Raw genomic sequence first — 16,019 nt, 5'->3', positions numbered from 1 at the left:
AACTCCGTGCAGACTCGCGCCACCCGTCATCTCTTCGTCACCGGTGGGGTCGCGTCCTCGCTGGGTAAGGGCCTGACCGCCTCCAGTCTCGGTCAGTTGCTCACCGCGCGCGGGCTTCGCGTCACCATGCAGAAGCTCGACCCCTACCTGAACGTCGACCCCGGGACCATGAACCCGTTCCAGCACGGCGAGGTGTTCGTCACCGAGGACGGTGCCGAGACCGACCTCGACGTCGGCCACTACGAGCGGTTCCTGGACCGTGACCTCGCCGGGCGGGCCAACGTCACCACCGGCCAGGTCTACTCCGAGGTCATCGCCAAGGAGCGTCGCGGCGAGTACCTCGGCGACACCGTCCAGGTGATCCCGCACATCACCAACGAGATCAAGGACCGCGTCCTCGCGATGGCCGAGCCCGACGCCGAGGGCCTGGCCCCCGACGTCGTCATCACCGAGGTCGGCGGCACGATCGGCGACATCGAGTCGCTGCCGTTCGTCGAGGCCGCCCGCCAGGTCCGCCACGAGGTCGGCCGGGACAACTGCTTCTTCCTGCACGTGTCCCTGGTGCCGTACCTGGCGCCGTCGGGCGAGCTGAAGACCAAGCCGACCCAGCACTCCGTCGCGGCGCTGCGCAACATCGGTATCCAGCCCGACGCGGTGGTCCTGCGTGCCGACCGGGAGATCCCCGAGGGCATGAAGCGCAAGATCTCGCTGATGTGCGACATCGAGCTCGACGGCGTCGCCGCGTGCCCGGACGCACCGTCGATCTACGACATTCCGAAGGTGCTGCACGGCGAGGGCCTCGACGCCTACGTCGTGCGCCGGCTCGGGCTGCCGTTCCGCGACGTCGACTGGACCGTGTGGGGCGACCTGCTCGACCGCGTCCACCACCCGCGGGAGACCGCGACGATCGCGCTGGTCGGCAAGTACGTCGACCTGCCCGACGCCTACCTCTCGGTCACCGAGGCGCTGCGGGCCGGCGGCTTCGCCCACCACGCCAAGGTGGCGATCCGCTGGGTGCCGTCGGACTCCTGCGAGACCCCGGCCGGCGCGGCCGAGGCGCTCGACGGCGTCGACGGGGTGCTCGTCCCCGGCGGCTTCGGCATCCGCGGCATCGAGGGCAAGCTCGGCGCCATCACCCACGCCCGCACCCGGCGCATCCCCACCCTGGGGCTGTGCCTGGGCCTGCAGTGCATGGTCATCGAGACCGCGCGCACCGTCGCCGGCCTGGAGGACGCCAGCTCGACCGAGTTCGACCCGGAGACCGCGCACCCGGTGATCTCGACGATGGCGACCCAGCGCGACGTCGTCGCGGGCGAGCGGGACATGGGCGGGACCATGCGCCTGGGCGCCTACCCGGCGGTGCTGCAGCCCGGCTCGGTCGCGGCGAAGGCCTACGGGTCGCGCGAGATCTCCGAGCGGCACCGGCACCGCTTCGAGGTGAACAACGCCTACCGGCAGCAGCTCACCGAGGCGGGCCTGGTGTTCGGGACCTCCCCGGACGGGACGCTCGTGGAGTTCGTGGAGCTGCCGTCGTCGCAGCACCCGTTCTTCGTCGGGACCCAGGCGCACCCCGAGCTCAAGAGCCGCCCGACCCGGCCGCACCCGCTGTTCGCCGCGTTCGTGAAGGCGGCGCTGCGCTACCGGGCCGAGGACCGGCTGCCGGTGCACCTGCCCGGCCGGGACAACACCGACGCCGACGACGCCGAGACGGTCGAGGGCGACGACGTCGCCGTCGGCGCGGGCGGCAACGGCGTGGCCCGGGCCGAGAGCACCTCCGCCCGCTGACCCGGGCCGGGCCGGGCCGGGCCGCCGACGGTGGCCCGGTCCGGCCCGGCGGCCCGGGGCCCTGCCGCCGGGCGCGGCACGCGGCCCGCACGGCCCGCGCGCCCCGCACGGGCCGGGCCCGGCGACTACTGTCCGACAGGTGATCGAACTGCGCACCCGCCGGGCGGTGACCCGGTGACCCGCCCCGGTGAGCACGACTTCCCGGTCCGCTCGGCCACCGACATCTACTCCGGCCGCGTCATGGCGCTGCGGTCGGACCGCGTCGTCATGCCCGGCGGCCGGGTCGCGACCCGCGAGATCCTCGAGCACCCGGGGGCGGTCGCCGTCGTCGCGGTGGACGAGGCCGGGCGGGTCCGGATGCTGCACCAGTACCGGCACGCCGTCCGGCGACGGCTGTGGGAGCTCCCCGCCGGCCTGCTCGACGTGGCGGGGGAGGACCCCGCGGTCACCGCCGACCGGGAGCTGACCGAGGAGGCCGGGCTGTCCGCGTCGGACTGGTCGGTGCTGCTCGACGTCGTGCCCTCACCCGGGTTCTCCGACGAGTCGGTCCGCATCTTCCTCGCCCGCGAGCTCGTCGAGAAGCCCCGCCCCGACCTGGGTGACGACGAGGAGGCCGACCTGGAGCTGCGCTGGATCCCGATCGCCGAGGCCGTCGGGATGGTGTTCTCCGGCGAGATCGTCAACGCGGTGTCCTGCGCCGGGCTGCTCGCGGCCCGCGCGGTGCTGGCCGGGGAGTTCGACCCGCGCCCGGTCGACGCCGAGTGGGCCGACCGCCCGTTCCGCTTCGCCCGCCGCGCCGACGAGTGATCCTCCGTCGCGCCGACGGGTGACCGCGGGCCGCGGCGACGGGTGACCGCGCCAGGTCTCCGGGTGACGGCCTGCCGGGCCGGCGGGTGTCCGCCCGGCGGCGCCCACGGGTGCCTGCGCCGGGCGGTGGTCAGGGCCGCAGCGGACGACCCGCCGGGTCCCGGGGCGACCCGGCGAGCACCACGATCCCGTCCACGAACGACCAGATCGCACCGATCCCGAAGGTCAGGAACGTGACCAGCAGCTGCGCGACGGCCAGCCCGGTGTGGCCCGAGTAGAACCGGCCGATGCCGAACGGCAGGAACAGCTGCAGCAGCCCCGCCACGATCTTCTGCTTGTCCGAGTACGGCAGCCCCGAGTAGGGCTCGCGGCCGTAGGGCGCGGACGGGTCGTAGCCGTAGGAGCCGTAGGACGGGGGCCCGGGGTGCGGCGGGTAGGCCGCGCCCGGGTGCTGCGGCTGCCCGGACGCCCAGCCCGGCGCACCGGCGGCCCACGCCGGTCCGCCAGGGAACCCGCCGCCGGGGAACCCGCCGCCGGGGGACATGCCCGCGGGGCCGCCGTCCGGGTACGGCCCGCCGGGGTACCCCGCGCCCGGGTACCCGGGCGCCCCGGGGGCCGGCCACGGCGGGCGGGTACCGGCGGTCGTCGGCGACGGGTCCGGGTAGGGGCCCGCCGCGGGGTGGTGACCCGACGGATCCGGGTACGGGGTGGCCCGGGTCGGGCCGGGGACCGCGAAGCGCGCGGTGCGCTCGGCGTCACCGCCGTGCCCGTCGTCGTGGGCGTCCGCGGAGCCGCTGCCGGTGGACGTCCCGGTGCGCGCGGTCGCGCCGGTGGTGGCCGGATCTGCGGAGGTGGGATCCGTGGCGCTGGACCCGGTGGTCGTGGGACCCGCACCGGTGGGGCCACCGCCCGGGTCGTCGCCGGCCGCGGACGGGGGCGGCGCCACCCCGGCGAGCGACGCCGGGTGCGGCTCGGGCAGGTCGGTGAACAGGGCCGCCAGCTCCGACCGCGTCGTCGCCGCCCGGGCCCGGCGCACCCGCGCGTCGAACGCGTCGACATCCAGCGCCCCGCCCGTGTAGTGGCGGGACAGCGCCCGCACCGTCTCCTCCTGCTCGGCGTAGCCGATCGGGTCCGCGCTCATACCCCGACCGTAGCCGCGATCAGCTGTGGAACAGCACGCTGCGACACGCGCGATGCAGGGCGAGGCGCTCGTCCGGGTCGGCGAGGTCGGCGCCGAGCACGTGGCGTACCCGTTCGGGCCGGGCCGCGTCCCCGGCCTCGCCGAGGGTGCGGGCCGGCCCGCCCGCCCCGCGGTGCACCCGTCCCACCCCGGTCGAGCCGAAGCCCCACAGCACGATCATGCTGACGACCAGGCCGAACACCAGCGACCACGCCCGGACCGGCAGCCCGCCGATCAGCGTGACCAGGCCCTCGGCCGAGACCCCGGACCGCACGCCGAACCAGCCGACGAGCCTCACCCCCGATCGCGACGCCGATCAGCGCGCCGCCGCCGTGGCCGCAGCCGGTCCAGCGGGCCAGCAGCGAGGTGTTCAGGCCCTCCTCGCAGCCGATGACCCCGACGCGGATCGAGACCAGCTCCAGGACCACCGCGCCGAGGGTGACGGCGACGAAGGCGTCCCAGAACCCATCCCGAGACCGGGTGTCGAGCCGAGCAGGAACTGGCTCAGGGCCGACTCCCGCCTGGTTGCGAGAACGGTAGGTGCAGGTCAGAGCCCGGTCACGGGGCGATGTGCCCGTCCCGGGGCCGACCACTGTGCAGACTGCCCTCACGGGCCGCCGCGCGACGGCCGTCCTAGGCTCTGCGCATGCGTTTCGGACTCTTCGTGCCCCAGGGCTGGCGTCTCGACCTCGTCGGCATCGACCCCGCCGCCCAGTGGGACGTGATGCGCGGCCTCGCCGAGCACGCCGACCGCGGCGACGTCTGGGAGTCGGTCTGGGTCTACGACCACTTCCACACCGTCCCCGCGCCCACCGACGAGGCCTGCCACGAGGCGTGGAGCCTGATGGCCGCCTTCGCCGCGACGACCGAGCGGGTGCGGCTCGGCCAGATGTGCACCTGCATGGCCTACCGCAACCCCGCGTACCTGGCGAAGGTCGCCGCCACCACCGACGTCATCTCCAAGGGCCGCGTCGAGATGGGCATCGGCGGCGGCTGGTACGAGCACGAGTGGCGCGCCTACGGCTACGGCTTCCCCCGGCCCGGCGAGCGGCTCGGCATGCTCGACGAGGGCGTGCAGATCTTCGCCCAGGCATGGCGCGAGGGCCGGGCCACCCTGCACGGGAAGCACTACACCGTCGACGACGCCATCGTCGCGCCCCGCCCGCTCCAGGACGGCGGCATCCCGCTGTGGATCGCCGGCGGCGGCGAGAAGGTCACCCTCAAGATCGCCGCGAAGTACGCGCAGTACACCAACTTCGACGGCACCCTCGACGGCTTCCGGCACAAGTCGGCGCTGCTCGCCGACCACTGCCGCGACGTCGGCACCGACTACGACGCCATCGTCCGCTCGGCCAACTACAACGTCGCGATCGGGCACACCGAGGCCGAGGTGGAGGAGCGGCTCGCCCGGCTCGTCGCCCGGCTGGAGCCGATCGTCGGTGCGGAGAAGGCCCAGGGCGCGCTGGGTGCGTTCCGCGGGATGCCCGGTGTCGGGACCCCGGAGCAGATCGTGGACAAGCTCTCCGCGCTGCAGGCCGTCGGCATGAGCTACGGCATCTTCTACTTCCCCGAGGCCGCCTACGACCGGTCGGGCATCGAGCTGTTCGAGCGCGAGGTCGTCCCGGCCCTGCGGGACTGACGGTGCCGACCGTGCGCCGGGTGGCCGAGGACTACCTCGACCACCTGGCCGTCGAACGGGGGCGGGCGCAGAACACCCTGCGCTCCTACCGGCTCGACCTCGGGCGCTACCTCGACCACCTCGACCACCTGGGACGCGCGGAGCTGACCCAGGTGGCCGAGGCCGACGTCGCCGCGTTCGTCACGGCGCTGCGCACGGGGGAGCGCCCGCTGGCCGCGTCCTCGGCGGCGCGGGCGCTGGCCGCGGTGCGCGGGCTGCACCGGTTCGCGCTGCACGAGGGGCTCACCCCGACCGACGTCGCGGCCGGAGTGGCGCCGCCGGCTCTGGGCTCGCGGCTGCCGTCCGCGCTGTCGGTCGACCAGGTCGACCAGCTCCTCGCCGGCTGCGTGTCCGACGGCCCGGTCGGGCTACGCGACCGGGCCCTGCTGGAGCTGCTGTACTCCACCGGCGCCCGGATCTCCGAGGTCGTCGGCGCCGACCTCGACGACCTGGACCCGGACGCGCGGACGATCCTGCTGCACGGCAAGGGGAACAAGCAGCGGATCGTGCCCGTCGGGCGTCCCGCGCTGGCCGCCGTCGACGCCTACCGGGTCCGGGCCCGGCCCGACCTCGCCGGACGGGGCACGGGCAGCCCGGCGCTGCTGCTCAACGCCCGCGGCAACCGGCTGTCCCGGCAGAGCGCCTGGCACGTGCTGCGCGCCGCCGCCGAGGCGTCCGGGCTGCCCGGCGACGTCGTCGCCGCGGTCTCCCCGCACACCCTGCGGCACTGCTTCGCCACCCACCTGCTCTCCGGCGGCGCCGACGTGCGGGTGGTGCAGGAGCTGCTCGGGCACGCGAGCGTCGCGACCACGCAGATCTACACCCACGTCACCGTCGACACGCTGCGCGAGGTCTACGCCACCGCGCACCCCCGCGCCCGCGGCTGAGGGGCGCGGGCACTACGTTCCGGGACCCATGCGGCACGGAGCGTGGGCGACACGGGTGACGACACTGGCGGCGGCCGGACTCCTCCTGGCCGGATGCGGTGGTGTCGCCGCCGGGCAGGAGCGGCAGGAGGCGGTGAACGAGCCCGTCGACGGGACGGTCACCCGGGTCGAGGTCGACTCCGACGCCGGGGCGCTGCGCCTGGTCGCGGGGGAGAAGGCGTCGGTCGAGCAGGACCTGCGGTGGACCGGCGAGGCCCGCCCGCAGGTCGAGCAGAAGGTCGACGGCGGCGTCCTGCGGATCACCGTCCGCTGCCCGGACCAGGGCAGCGACCGCTGCCAGGCCGGTCTCGTGGTGACCGCGCCCGCCGCGTCGTCGGCGCTGGTCGACGTGCGTGCGGGCGGCATCGAGGTCCAGGGACTGACCGGGGCACTGGACCTGACGTCGTCGGCGGGCGAGGTCAGCGCCACCGGTGCCGGACCGGGCGACGTGCGGGCGAGGTCCAGCGCCGGCGCGGTCGAGCTGACCTTCGCCGCGGCGGCCGCCGACGTGACCGCGGAGTCCGGCGCCGGCGGCGTCGGGATCCGGGTCCCGGTCGGTCCCGCCTACGAGGTGACCGCCGAGACCTCCGCCGGGTCGACCGAGGTCGGCGTCCCCGACCAGCCCGGTGCCGACCACCGGATCACCGCGACGAGCAGCGCGGGCGGGGTCTCGGTCCTGCCCGCCCGCTGAGGCGCGACACGCCGGGGCGCACCGTCGACCGGACGGCGCCCGCCCGCAGGTAGGGTGACCTGGAAATCCATACCGCGACGTGGCCCGACGGGGACGTCGCCGCACGTGGGGACATCTCCTGCAGTGCGGTCTCAGGCCCTGACCGGGACCCGAGACCCGGCACGGTACCCGCGACGAGACCGGAGACCGCATGAACCCGACGCGGCCGGAGGCCCAGAGCAGGCTCGACGACCCGAGCGACGAGCCGGCGCCGGATCACGGGCGAGGCACCCAGACCACCAGCGCGCGCGCTCCCGAGCCCGCACCGCTGTCGGTGCACGGCCCGGCCCGCGTGATCGCGGTGGCGAACCAGAAGGGCGGCGTCGGGAAGACGACGTCGACGATCAACCTCGGGGCCGCGCTCGCCGAGTACGGCCGCAGGGTCCTGCTCGTCGACTTCGACCCGCAGGGTGCGCTGTCGGTGGGCCTCGGCGTGCAGCCCCACCAGCTCGAGTCCACCGTCTACAACCTGCTGATGGAACGCGGCGTCGAGGCCGACGAGGTGCTCCAGGACACCGGCGTCGAGAACCTGGACCTGCTGCCGTCGAACATCGACCTGTCGGCGGCCGAGGTCCAGCTCGTCACCGAGGTCGGCCGGGAGCAGGCACTCGGCCGTGCCCTCAAGCGGTTCCTGCCCGACTACGACATCGTCCTCATCGACTGCCAGCCGTCGCTGGGCCTGCTCACGATCAACGCGCTGGCCTGCGCCGACGAGGTCCTCATCCCGCTGGCGTGCGAGTTCTTCTCGCTGCGCGGTGTGGCACTGCTGATGGACACCATCGACAAGGTCACCGAGCGGCTCAACCCGGACCTGCGCCTGCTCGGCGTGCTCCCGACGATGTTCGACACCCGCACGCTGCACACCCGCGAGGTCCACGACCGCGTGGTGGAGGCGTTCGGCGACAAGGTGTTCGACGCCGTCATCAACCGGACGATCAAGTTCCCGGAGACCACGGTCGCCGGTGAGCCGATCACGACGTGGGCGCCCACGTCGTATGCCGCGGAGGCGTACCGGATGCTCGCCCGCGAGGTCATCGCCCGGTGACGCTGCTCGCCGACGGTGCTCCCGAAGGTCTGGGCGACGGTCTCGACGACAACGACGTCGCCGCGCCGCGGACCCGGCGCTTCACCGTCCGGCTGTACAACTTCGAGGGCCCGTTCGACCTGCTGCTGCAGCTGATCGGCAAGCACGAGCTCGACCTCACCGAGATGGCCCTGCACAAGGTCACCGACGACTTCATCGCCCATCTCACCGACCTCGGCGACGACGCCGACCTCGACGAGATCACCGAGTTCCTGGTCGTCGCGGCGACCCTGCTCGACCTGAAGGCCGCGCGGCTCGTGCCCGGCGCCGAGGTCGACGACGAGGACGACCTCGCCCTGCTTGAGGCCCGTGACCTGCTGTTCGCCCGGTTGCTGCAGTACCGCGCCTACAAGGAGGCCGCGGCGCTGTTCGTCGAGCTCGAGAACGGCGCGATGCGCCGCTTCCCGCGCTCGGTCGCGATCGAGGACCGCTACGCCGAGCTCCTGCCCGAGGTGCTGCTCGGCGTCGACGCGCAGGCCTTCGCCGAGCTCGCCGCCGCGGTGTTCCGGCCCCGCCCGCCCGACGAGGTCGGCGTCGACCACCTGCACGCGGTGCACGTGTCGGTGCCCGAGCACGCGGCGATCCTGCGGGAGCGGCTCGCGCTCGCCGGGACGGCCACCTTCGCCGACCTGACCGCCGACTGCGTCGCGACGCTGGAGGTCATCGCCCGGTTCATGGCGCTGCTGGAGCTGTACCGGGAGCGCTCGGTCGCCCTGGAACAGCCGGAGGCGTTCGCCGACCTGACGGTCACCTGGACCGCCGACCGCGAGGACGACCCGGTCGCCTACGCCGCCGCGCTGGAGGACGAGGCCGCGGCCGCCGAGGAGGCGGTGCGGGCGCGCAACCGGCGCCGCCGGAAGAGGAACCGCGTCGACGAGTCGGTCGCGTCCGGCCCCGACTCCGATCCCGATGCCGACTCCGGTTCCGGAGCGCACCCGGATGCTCGGGACGCGGACCCGGACGATCCGGACACGGACCTGGACGACCCGGGCGCGGACCTCGACGACCTCGGCGGTCCGGACTCCGACCTCGACCGCCCGGACGAGGCGGATCCGCATCCGGTCGGCCCGGACGCGGACCGCGACGGTCTGCACGCGCCCCGTCCCGACCCCGACGACGAGAGGACCGGAACCACCGGTGACTGAGCCGGACGACCGGCCGGGCTCCGACGACCCGGAGGACCCGTCCGAGCTGCTGCGCCTGATCGGCCGCACGGTGCCGCGCAGCCCGCACGCCACCGCGTCGCCGCAGGTCGCGGCCGGCGCGGAGGACCGAGCCGCCCCGGAACCGGAGGCTACGGCCGACGGGGCCGACGGGGCCGACGGGGCCGACGGGGCCGACGGGGCCGACGGGGCCGACGGGGCCGACGGGGCCGACGAGGCCGACGGGGCCGACGAGGAGGCGACGACCGCCGACGCCGAGCTCGCCCGCTCCGCGGAGCCCGCCCGGGACGCCGGGCCCGCAGCCGACGCCGGGCCCGCTGCCGGCACCGAGCCCGTGGCGGCCCGGCTCGCCGGCACCGAGCCGGCGGTCTCCGGACCCGTCACCACCGCACCTGCGCCGCCGGGCGATCGGGACGCACGTTCCGGCCCCGCCGAGGGCGGAGACGTGCATCCCGACCCGTCCGGTGACCCCACCGCCGGCGATGCCGCCCCCTCGGACACGTCGACCGACGGTCGAGCGTCGCGAAACGGTGCTCGCGACGACGCATCCGCGACGCTCGACGTCCAGGACGACCGGTCCGGGCGCCCCGGTGGGCGCGACTCCGGCCGTCCCGACCCGGCTGCCGGGCCGGACGACCCGGCTGCGCCGGAGAACGGGCCGACGGCCCGCGGAGCAGAGGACCCCCGAGCGGAGGAACCCGGGACCCGGGACGAGCCGGATCCCGAGGAGCCCGAGTTCCACGAGCTCGCCGACGACACCGAGCTCGAGCACGCCCTGGAGGCGCTGCTGCTCGTCGTCGACGCCCCCGTCGACGAGCCGTCCCTGGCCACGGCGCTGCACCAGACGCCGTCGCGGATCCGGCAGACGCTGCACCGGATGTCGCTGGCCTACACCGCCGACCGGCGCGGCATCGACCTGCGCCGCGCAGGGGAGGGCTGGCGGTTCTACACCCGCGACCGCTACGCCCCCTACGTCGAGAAGATGCTGATGGACGGCCAGCGCGCCCGGCTGACCCGGGCCGCGCTGGAGACCCTCGCGGTCGTCGCCTACCGGCAGCCGGTCACCCGTGCACGGGTCTCCGCGGTCCGCGGCGTCAACTGCGACGGCGTGCTCCGCACCCTGCTCACCCGTGGACTGGTGGAGGAGGCCGGCACCGAGGAACACACAGGGGGGACACTGTTCCGGACGACCGAGCTGTTCCTCGAACGGCTCGGGATCTCCTCCGTGGCCGAGCTGCCCCCGCTGGCACCGCTGCTGCCCGACATCGACGCGATCGACGACCTGGAAAGCTAGGCACCATGAGCAACACACACGACCCCGACGGCGTCCGGCTCCAGAAGGTGCTGGCCCGCGCGGGCGTCGCCTCCCGGCGCGCGGCCGAGGACCTCATCGCGCAGGGACGCGTGCAGGTCGACGGCGAGACCGTCCGCGAGCAGGGCCGCCGGATCGACCCGGACACCGCGGTCGTCCACGTCGACGGCGCGCGGGTCACCCTGCGCGACGACCAGGTCTACCTGGCGCTGAACAAGCCGTTCGGGCTGCACTCCACGATGTCCGACGACATGGGCCGACCCTGCGTCGGTGACCTGCTCGCCGACCGCGTCGAGATCATGAACACCGCGCAGCGGCTGTTCCACGTCGGCCGGCTCGACGCCGAGACCGAGGGGCTGCTGCTGCTCACCAACGACGGCGAGCTCGGCCACCGGCTGATGCACCCGTCCTACGAGGTGCCCAAGACCTACCTCGCCGAGATCGAGGGCAAGATCGCCCGCGACCTCGGGCGACGCCTGCGCGACGGCATCGAGCTGGACGACGGCATCGCCCGTGTCGACTCGTTCAAGCTCGTCGACGCCGTCCCCGGCCGGGCCACCGTGCAGCTGGTCCTGCACGAGGGCCGCAAGCACATCGTGCGGCGGATGCTCGCCGAGGTCGGCCACCCGGTGCAGCGCCTGGTCCGGACCCACGTGGGGACCGTGGCCCTGGGCAACCAGCGTCCCGGCAAGCTGCGTCCCCTCGACCGCGTCGAGGTGGGCTCCCTGTACAAGGCGGTGGGTCTCTGATGGCCGTGCGGGCCCTGCGGGGCGCGACCCAGGTCGACGCCGACGACCGCGGGCAGATCCTCGACCGCTCCGCCGAGCTGGTCACCGCGGTGCTGGAGCGCAACGAGCTGGTGTCCGACGACATCATCTCGATCTGGTTCACCGCCACCCCGGACCTCACCGCCGAGTTCCCGGCGTACGCGGCACGGCTGCTCGGGCTGACCGACGTGCCGCTGATGTGCGCCACCGAGATGTCGGTGCCCGGCGCGCTGCCGCGGGTGCTGCGGCTGCTCGCCCACGTCGACACCCCGAAGCCGCGCTCGGCGATGCGGCACGTCTACCTGCACGGGGCGCGGGCGCTGCGCACCGATCTGCCCCAGTAGGACACCCCGCCCCGTCGTGGCGGGGGCCGACCGGCGACAATGCCGGACGCAGCAACTCGAACACGGTGGGGGAACAAGGTGGCCTTGCGGGGCGTCGTCGCGATGGACGGTCCGTCCGGGACGGGCAAGTCGACCGTCTCCCGACGGCTGGCGCAGGCCTGCTCGGCGGCCTATCTGGACACCGGGGCCATGTACCGCGCCGCGACGCTGGCCGCGCTGCGCGCCGGCCTGGGCGAGGGTGCGGCGGAGGACGAGATCGCCCGCGCCGCGATCGGGGCCCGTCTGGAGTCGGGCACCGACCCGGTCGCCCCGACGATCACCCTGGACGGCGAGGACGTCTCCGGCCCGATCCGCGGCCCCGAGGTGACCGGGTTCGTCTCGGCCGTCTCCGCGGTGCCGCAGGTCCGGGCCGAGATGGTCGCCCGCCAGCACGCCCTGATCCGCGCGGCGGTCGAGAGCAACGGCGGGATGGTCGTCGAGGGGCGCGACATCGGTACCGTCGTGGTGCCGGACGCGCCCCTCAAGGTCTACCTGACGGCGTCGCCGGAGGTCCGCGCGGCGCGGCGCGGGCGGCAGGACGAGAAGGCGGGCCGCAAGGCCGACCTGCACGTCACCCTCGCCGACGTCGAACGCAGGGACCGGCTCGACTCGTCGCGCCGGGTCTCCCCGCTCTACGCGGCGGCGGACGCGCTGGTGCTCGACACCGACCACCTGTCGGCGGACGCGGTGCTGGCGAAGCTGCGCGAGCTCGTGTCCGCGCGGGGGCTGGACGGGTGAGCCGGGCGCGTGCGCTGCCGGAGGACGCTCTCGGGTGGCTGCACGACCTCGGCCGCTGGATCGGCACCTGGCTGTGGGTCCCGTTCTTCCGGGTGCGGATCCGGCACCGGGAGCGGATCCCGGCGACCGGTCCGGTGGTGCTCGTCGCGAACCACAGCGCGTTCGTCGACGGACCTCTGCTGTTCGGCATGTTCGGGCGCCGCGTGGTGTTCCTGGTGAAGGCGGAGATGTTCTCCGGGATCGTGGGGACACTGCTGCGGTGGCTGGGACAGGTGCCGGTGCGGCGTGACGTCGTCGACCGGCGGCCGCTGACGACCCTGCTGGAGGTCCTGCGCGACGGCGGCATGGTCGCCGTCTTCCCGGAGGGCACCCGCGGTACCGGCGAGGTCGGCAGCGACATCGGCAGTGCCCGGCAGGGCGCGGCCTGGCTGGCCCGCGCGGCATCGGCGCCGCAGCTGCCGGTGGCGGTGCGCGGTACGCACCGCCCGGCGGGTGCGGCCCGCCGCCTCCGCCCCCGGGTGGACGTGCTGGTCGGCGACCCGCTGCCGGCGCCGACGGCGCCGGGACGGAACGGCCTGGCCGCCGCGACCACCGAGGTCACGGAGGCCCTGCGGACACTGGTCCGCGAACTGGACAACGAACACAGGCAAGTGACACGGCCCGACGCGGCCGGGGACGTGAGAGAGCAGTGAGCGAGAGCAGCGAACGCGGAACGAGCCTCGGCGGGGCGTACCGCGGCGGCGTCGAGATCGGTGACGCGGCCGACCGGGCCGAGATGGACCGGCTCGGGCTGGACCCGACGGAGTTCGTGGCCGTCGACGAGGAGGGCGTCGTCACCGCGGGGATCGACCCCGACGAGATGCTGGCGACCCCGACCCTGGCCGTCGTCGGCCGCCCGAACGTCGGCAAGTCGACCCTGGTCAACCGCATGCTGGGCCGTCGCGAGGCGGTCGTGCAGGACGTGCCGGGGGTGACGCGCGACCGCGTCGTCTACGACGCGCTGTGGAACGGTCGCCGGTTCAAGCTGATGGACACCGGTGGCTGGGAGCCCGACGCCGCCGGCCTGCAGGGGTTCGTCGCGAAGCAGGCCGAGACCGCGATGCGCCTCGCCGACGCCGTGCTGCTCGTCGTCGACGCCTCGGTCGGCGCCACCGCGACCGACCAGGCCGTCGCGCGGGTCCTGCGCCGCGCCGACGTGCCGGTGATGCTGTGCGCCACCAAGGTCGACGACGACCGGCTCACCTCCGACACCGCCGACCTGTGGCGGCTCGGGCTCGGCGAGCCGCACCCGGTGTCCGGCCTGCACGGCCGCGGCTCCGGTGACCTGCTCGACGCGATCCTGGAGATCCTCCCCGAGACCCCGCGTGACGACTTCGGTGCCTCCGGGGGCGGTCCGCGCCGCGTCGCGCTCGTCGGCAAGCCGAACGTCGGCAAGTCCAGCCTGCTGAACAAGCTGGCGGGCGAGGAGCGGTCGGTCGTCCACGACGTCGCGGGCACCACCGTCGACCCGGTCGACTCCCTGGTCGAGCTCGACGGCCAGGTGTTCCGCTTCGTCGACACCGCCGGCCTGCGCAAGCGGGTCAAGATGGCCTCGGGCATGGAGTACTACGCCTCGCTGCGGACGAGCTCCGCGATCGAGTCCGCCGAGGTCGCGCTGGTGCTGATCGACGCCTCCGAGCCGATCGCCGAGCAGGACCAGCGGGTCCTGACGATGGTGGTGGAGTCCGGGCGCGCCCTGGTCATCCTGTTCAACAAGTGGGACAAGGTCGACGAGGAGCGCCGCCACCAGCTCACCCGTGAGCTGGAGCGCGACCTGATCAGCGTGCGCTGGGCGGAGCGGGTCAACGTCTCCGCGCTGACCGGGCGGTCGACCCAGCGGATCGCGCCCGCGCTGAACCGCGCGCTGGAGTCCTGGGACACCCGGGTGCCGACCGGGCGGCTCAACCAGTGGCTCAACGACCTCGTCGCCGCGACCCCGCCGCCGGTCCGCGGCGGCAAGCAGCCGAAGATCATGTTCGCGACGCAGGCGCAGACCCGCCCGCCGACGTTCGTGCTGTTCACCAGCGGGTTCCTCGAGGCGGGCTACCGGCGCTTCGTCGAGCGCCGGCTGCGCGAGGAGTTCGGGTTCGGCGGCACGCCGATCCGCGTCTCGGTCCGGGTCCGCGAGAAGCGCCCCCGGAAGAAGTGATGCGGGCCCTGCGCGGCCGTCCCGGTGCCCGGACCTGGGAGGTCGACGAGATCGACACCCCGGTCCCGGGCCCGGGGGAGCTGCTCGTGCGGGTCCGGGCGGCCGGGGTGAACCGTGCCGACCTGCTCGCGCTGGGCGGCGGCTATCCCGTCCCGCACGCCGACGACGACGGCTCGTTCACCGCGGGCATGGAGCTCGCCGGTGAGGTCGTCGACGCCGGTCCGGGCGTCACCGGTGCCCCGGGGCGCGGGCCGGGGGACCGGGTGTTCGCGTCCGCGCCCGCCGCGTTCGCCGAGTACGCCGTCGTCGACGCCCGCCGCGCCCTGCCGGTCCCGTCCGGCCTGTCCTGGACCGACGCCGCCGCGCTGCCGGTCGCGCTGGAGACCGCGCACGACGCGCTGGTCACCCAGGCCGGGTTCGGCGCCGAGGGCGGCACCGTGCTGGTGCTGGGCGGCAGTACGGGGGTCGGGCAGGTCGCGATCCGGCTCGCCGCCGCGCTGGGGGCCGCACCGGTCCTCGCGACGACGACCTCGCCCGCCAAGCGCGCCGCGCTCGTCGACGCGGGGGCGGTCCCGCTCGTCGGGGTCGACGCGCTGGGCGACCTCGACGGGCCCGTCGACGTCGTGCTGGACCTCGTCGGCGGCGACCACCTGGCTGCCGCCCTGCCCGCCGTGCGGATCGGCGGGACCGTCGTGCAGATCGGCCGGCTCGCCGGCCCGTCGGCGACGCTGGACCTCAACACCCTGTCCTTCCGCAGGCTCCGCCTGATCGGGACCACCTTCAGCGTCCGCAGCGCCGACGAGCGGGCGGCCGTCGCCGCCGCGCTGACGCCGGTCCTCGGCCTGATCGGCGACGGCCAGGTGCGCGCCACCGTCGACCGGGCCGTGTCCCTCGACGACGCCCCCGGCGCCGTCGCGCACCTGCGGTCCGGCGGAGCCGTCGGCAAGGTCGTGATCGAGGTCGCCGGATCGTGACGCCGCGCCTGTAACCACCGGCGGTGCCCCGACGAGTGCCCGGGCGTGACGGTGTCGAGGTGACGGTGTTCGAGCGGCTCTGGGTGTGGCGAGTGCGCGCCGCCTGCGAGCTGGCGCTGGCCCTGTGCGGCGGCGACGAACTCGTCGACGACGCCCGCACCGAGGCCTCCTGGTACGCCGACCTGCTGCACCCGTGGGACGGCCGGGGCTGCGAGCCCGACGCCCGCGTCCACGCCTGGCTGTCGATCCTGCTCGCCCGGCGCACCGTCGCCGCGGGACCCCTGGAACGGTGACGACACCGTCA

General features: G+C 74.8%; 16 protein-coding genes and 1 pseudogene. 15 read left to right on the top strand and 2 right to left on the bottom strand.

Going from position 1 to position 16,019, the window contains the following annotated elements:
* Positions 1–6: 6 nt before the first annotated feature.
* Together KPF22_RS17795 and KPF22_RS17790 are read left to right on the top strand one after the other, a co-directional pair.
* Positions 7–1,785, top strand: a complete 1,779-nt coding sequence (locus tag KPF22_RS17795) for a CTP synthase (protein ID WP_083474023.1) — start codon at positions 7–9, stop codon at positions 1,783–1,785.
* Positions 1,786–1,959: 174 nt separating this feature from the next.
* Positions 1,960–2,592, top strand: coding sequence for an NUDIX domain-containing protein (locus KPF22_RS17790; protein ID WP_073575225.1), 633 nt, complete (start codon positions 1,960–1,962; stop codon positions 2,590–2,592).
* 130 nt (positions 2,593–2,722) lie between these two features.
* On the opposite strand, the gene KPF22_RS17785 is transcribed toward KPF22_RS17790, so the two are convergent.
* Positions 2,723–3,733, bottom strand: coding sequence for a DUF1707 domain-containing protein (locus KPF22_RS17785; protein WP_224402741.1), 1,011 nt, complete (start codon positions 3,731–3,733; stop codon positions 2,723–2,725).
* Positions 3,734–3,752: 19 nt separating this feature from the next.
* Entirely contained in the window at positions 3,753–4,070 is a 318-nt protein-coding gene (locus KPF22_RS17780; RefSeq protein ID WP_224402740.1) for a hypothetical protein, read from the bottom strand.
* A 348-nt stretch (positions 4,071–4,418) separates the two neighbouring features.
* Here KPF22_RS17780 and KPF22_RS17775 point away from each other — a divergent pair, with 348 nt between their 5' ends.
* From KPF22_RS17775 to KPF22_RS17710, 13 genes and pseudogenes are all read left to right on the top strand, one after another.
* Complete coding sequence (locus KPF22_RS17775; protein WP_224402739.1) at positions 4,419–5,411, top strand: LLM class F420-dependent oxidoreductase; 993 nt, start codon at positions 4,419–4,421, stop codon at positions 5,409–5,411.
* A gap of 11 nt (positions 5,412–5,422) precedes the next feature.
* The gene (locus tag KPF22_RS17770) at positions 5,423–6,337 is read left to right on the top strand and encodes a site-specific tyrosine recombinase XerD (protein ID WP_373324217.1); all 915 of its coding nucleotides are present in this window, start codon (positions 5,423–5,425) and stop codon (positions 6,335–6,337) included.
* 55 nt (positions 6,338–6,392) lie between these two features.
* Complete coding sequence (locus KPF22_RS17765) at positions 6,393–7,067, top strand: hypothetical protein (RefSeq protein WP_224402738.1); 675 nt, start codon at positions 6,393–6,395, stop codon at positions 7,065–7,067.
* A gap of 190 nt (positions 7,068–7,257) precedes the next feature.
* Positions 7,258–8,151, top strand: coding sequence for a ParA family protein (locus KPF22_RS17760; protein ID WP_208823965.1), 894 nt, complete (start codon positions 7,258–7,260; stop codon positions 8,149–8,151).
* Between the two features lie 2 nt (positions 8,152–8,153).
* Positions 8,154–9,017: pseudogene (locus KPF22_RS17755) on the top strand (ScpA family protein); the annotation flags it as partial.
* A 310-nt stretch (positions 9,018–9,327) separates the two neighbouring features.
* Positions 9,328–10,647, top strand: a complete 1,320-nt coding sequence (gene scpB, locus KPF22_RS33640; protein WP_374107499.1) for an SMC-Scp complex subunit ScpB — start codon at positions 9,328–9,330, stop codon at positions 10,645–10,647.
* Positions 10,648–10,652: 5 nt separating this feature from the next.
* Complete coding sequence (locus KPF22_RS17740; protein ID WP_062394310.1) at positions 10,653–11,414, top strand: pseudouridine synthase; 762 nt, start codon at positions 10,653–10,655, stop codon at positions 11,412–11,414.
* Positions 11,414–11,776 (top strand): chorismate mutase, encoded by a 363-nt coding sequence (aroH, locus tag KPF22_RS17735; RefSeq protein ID WP_062394311.1) that lies wholly within the window; start codon positions 11,414–11,416, stop codon positions 11,774–11,776. The genes KPF22_RS17740 and aroH overlap by 1 nt, the downstream gene beginning before the upstream one ends.
* 102 nt (positions 11,777–11,878) lie before the next feature.
* Positions 11,879–12,553, top strand: a complete 675-nt coding sequence (cmk, locus tag KPF22_RS17730; protein ID WP_224402974.1) for a (d)CMP kinase — start codon at positions 11,879–11,881, stop codon at positions 12,551–12,553.
* Entirely contained in the window at positions 12,550–13,245 is a 696-nt protein-coding gene (locus KPF22_RS17725) for a 1-acyl-sn-glycerol-3-phosphate acyltransferase (RefSeq protein ID WP_224402737.1), read from the top strand. Before cmk ends, KPF22_RS17725 begins: the two co-directional genes overlap by 4 nt.
* An 83-nt stretch (positions 13,246–13,328) precedes the next feature.
* Complete coding sequence (der, locus tag KPF22_RS17720; protein ID WP_208824014.1) at positions 13,329–14,741, top strand: ribosome biogenesis GTPase Der; 1,413 nt, start codon at positions 13,329–13,331, stop codon at positions 14,739–14,741.
* Positions 14,741–15,715 carry a zinc-binding dehydrogenase gene (locus KPF22_RS17715; protein ID WP_224402736.1) on the top strand — a complete coding sequence of 325 codons (975 nt, stop codon included), beginning with the start codon at positions 14,741–14,743 and terminating at the stop codon, positions 15,713–15,715. Before der ends, KPF22_RS17715 begins: the two co-directional genes overlap by 1 nt.
* Before the next feature lie 59 nt (positions 15,716–15,774).
* On the top strand, positions 15,775–16,008 hold the full coding sequence (locus tag KPF22_RS17710; protein WP_224402735.1) for a hypothetical protein: 234 nt from the start codon (positions 15,775–15,777) through the stop codon (positions 16,006–16,008).
* The last annotated feature ends 11 nt before the right edge of the window (positions 16,009–16,019 follow it).

The organism is Pseudonocardia sp. ICBG1034, assembly GCF_020131375.1.
Taxonomy (GTDB): Bacteria; Actinomycetota; Actinomycetes; order Mycobacteriales; family Pseudonocardiaceae; genus Pseudonocardia; species Pseudonocardia alni.
Note: the sequence above shows the minus strand (reverse complement) of the source record. Positions and strands in the feature narration are given on the sequence as shown.

Excerpts from the sequence above, each read along its gene's own strand:
- KPF22_RS17785 (WP_224402741.1), bottom strand. The coding sequence starts at position 3,733 with ATGAGCGCGGACCCGATCGGCTACGCCGAGCAGGAGGAGACGGTGCGG.
- KPF22_RS17775 (WP_224402739.1), top strand. The coding sequence starts at position 4,419 with ATGCGTTTCGGACTCTTCGTGCCCCAGGGCTGGCGTCTCGACCTCGTC.
- KPF22_RS17760 (WP_208823965.1), top strand. The coding sequence starts at position 7,258 with ATGAACCCGACGCGGCCGGAGGCCCAGAGCAGGCTCGACGACCCGAGC.
- KPF22_RS17740 (WP_062394310.1), top strand. The coding sequence starts at position 10,653 with ATGAGCAACACACACGACCCCGACGGCGTCCGGCTCCAGAAGGTGCTG.
- aroH (WP_062394311.1), top strand. The coding sequence starts at position 11,414 with ATGGCCGTGCGGGCCCTGCGGGGCGCGACCCAGGTCGACGCCGACGAC.
- cmk (WP_224402974.1), top strand. The coding sequence starts at position 11,879 with ATGGACGGTCCGTCCGGGACGGGCAAGTCGACCGTCTCCCGACGGCTG.
- der (WP_208824014.1), top strand. The coding sequence starts at position 13,329 with ATGGACCGGCTCGGGCTGGACCCGACGGAGTTCGTGGCCGTCGACGAG.
- KPF22_RS17715 (WP_224402736.1), top strand. The coding sequence starts at position 14,741 with ATGCGGGCCCTGCGCGGCCGTCCCGGTGCCCGGACCTGGGAGGTCGAC.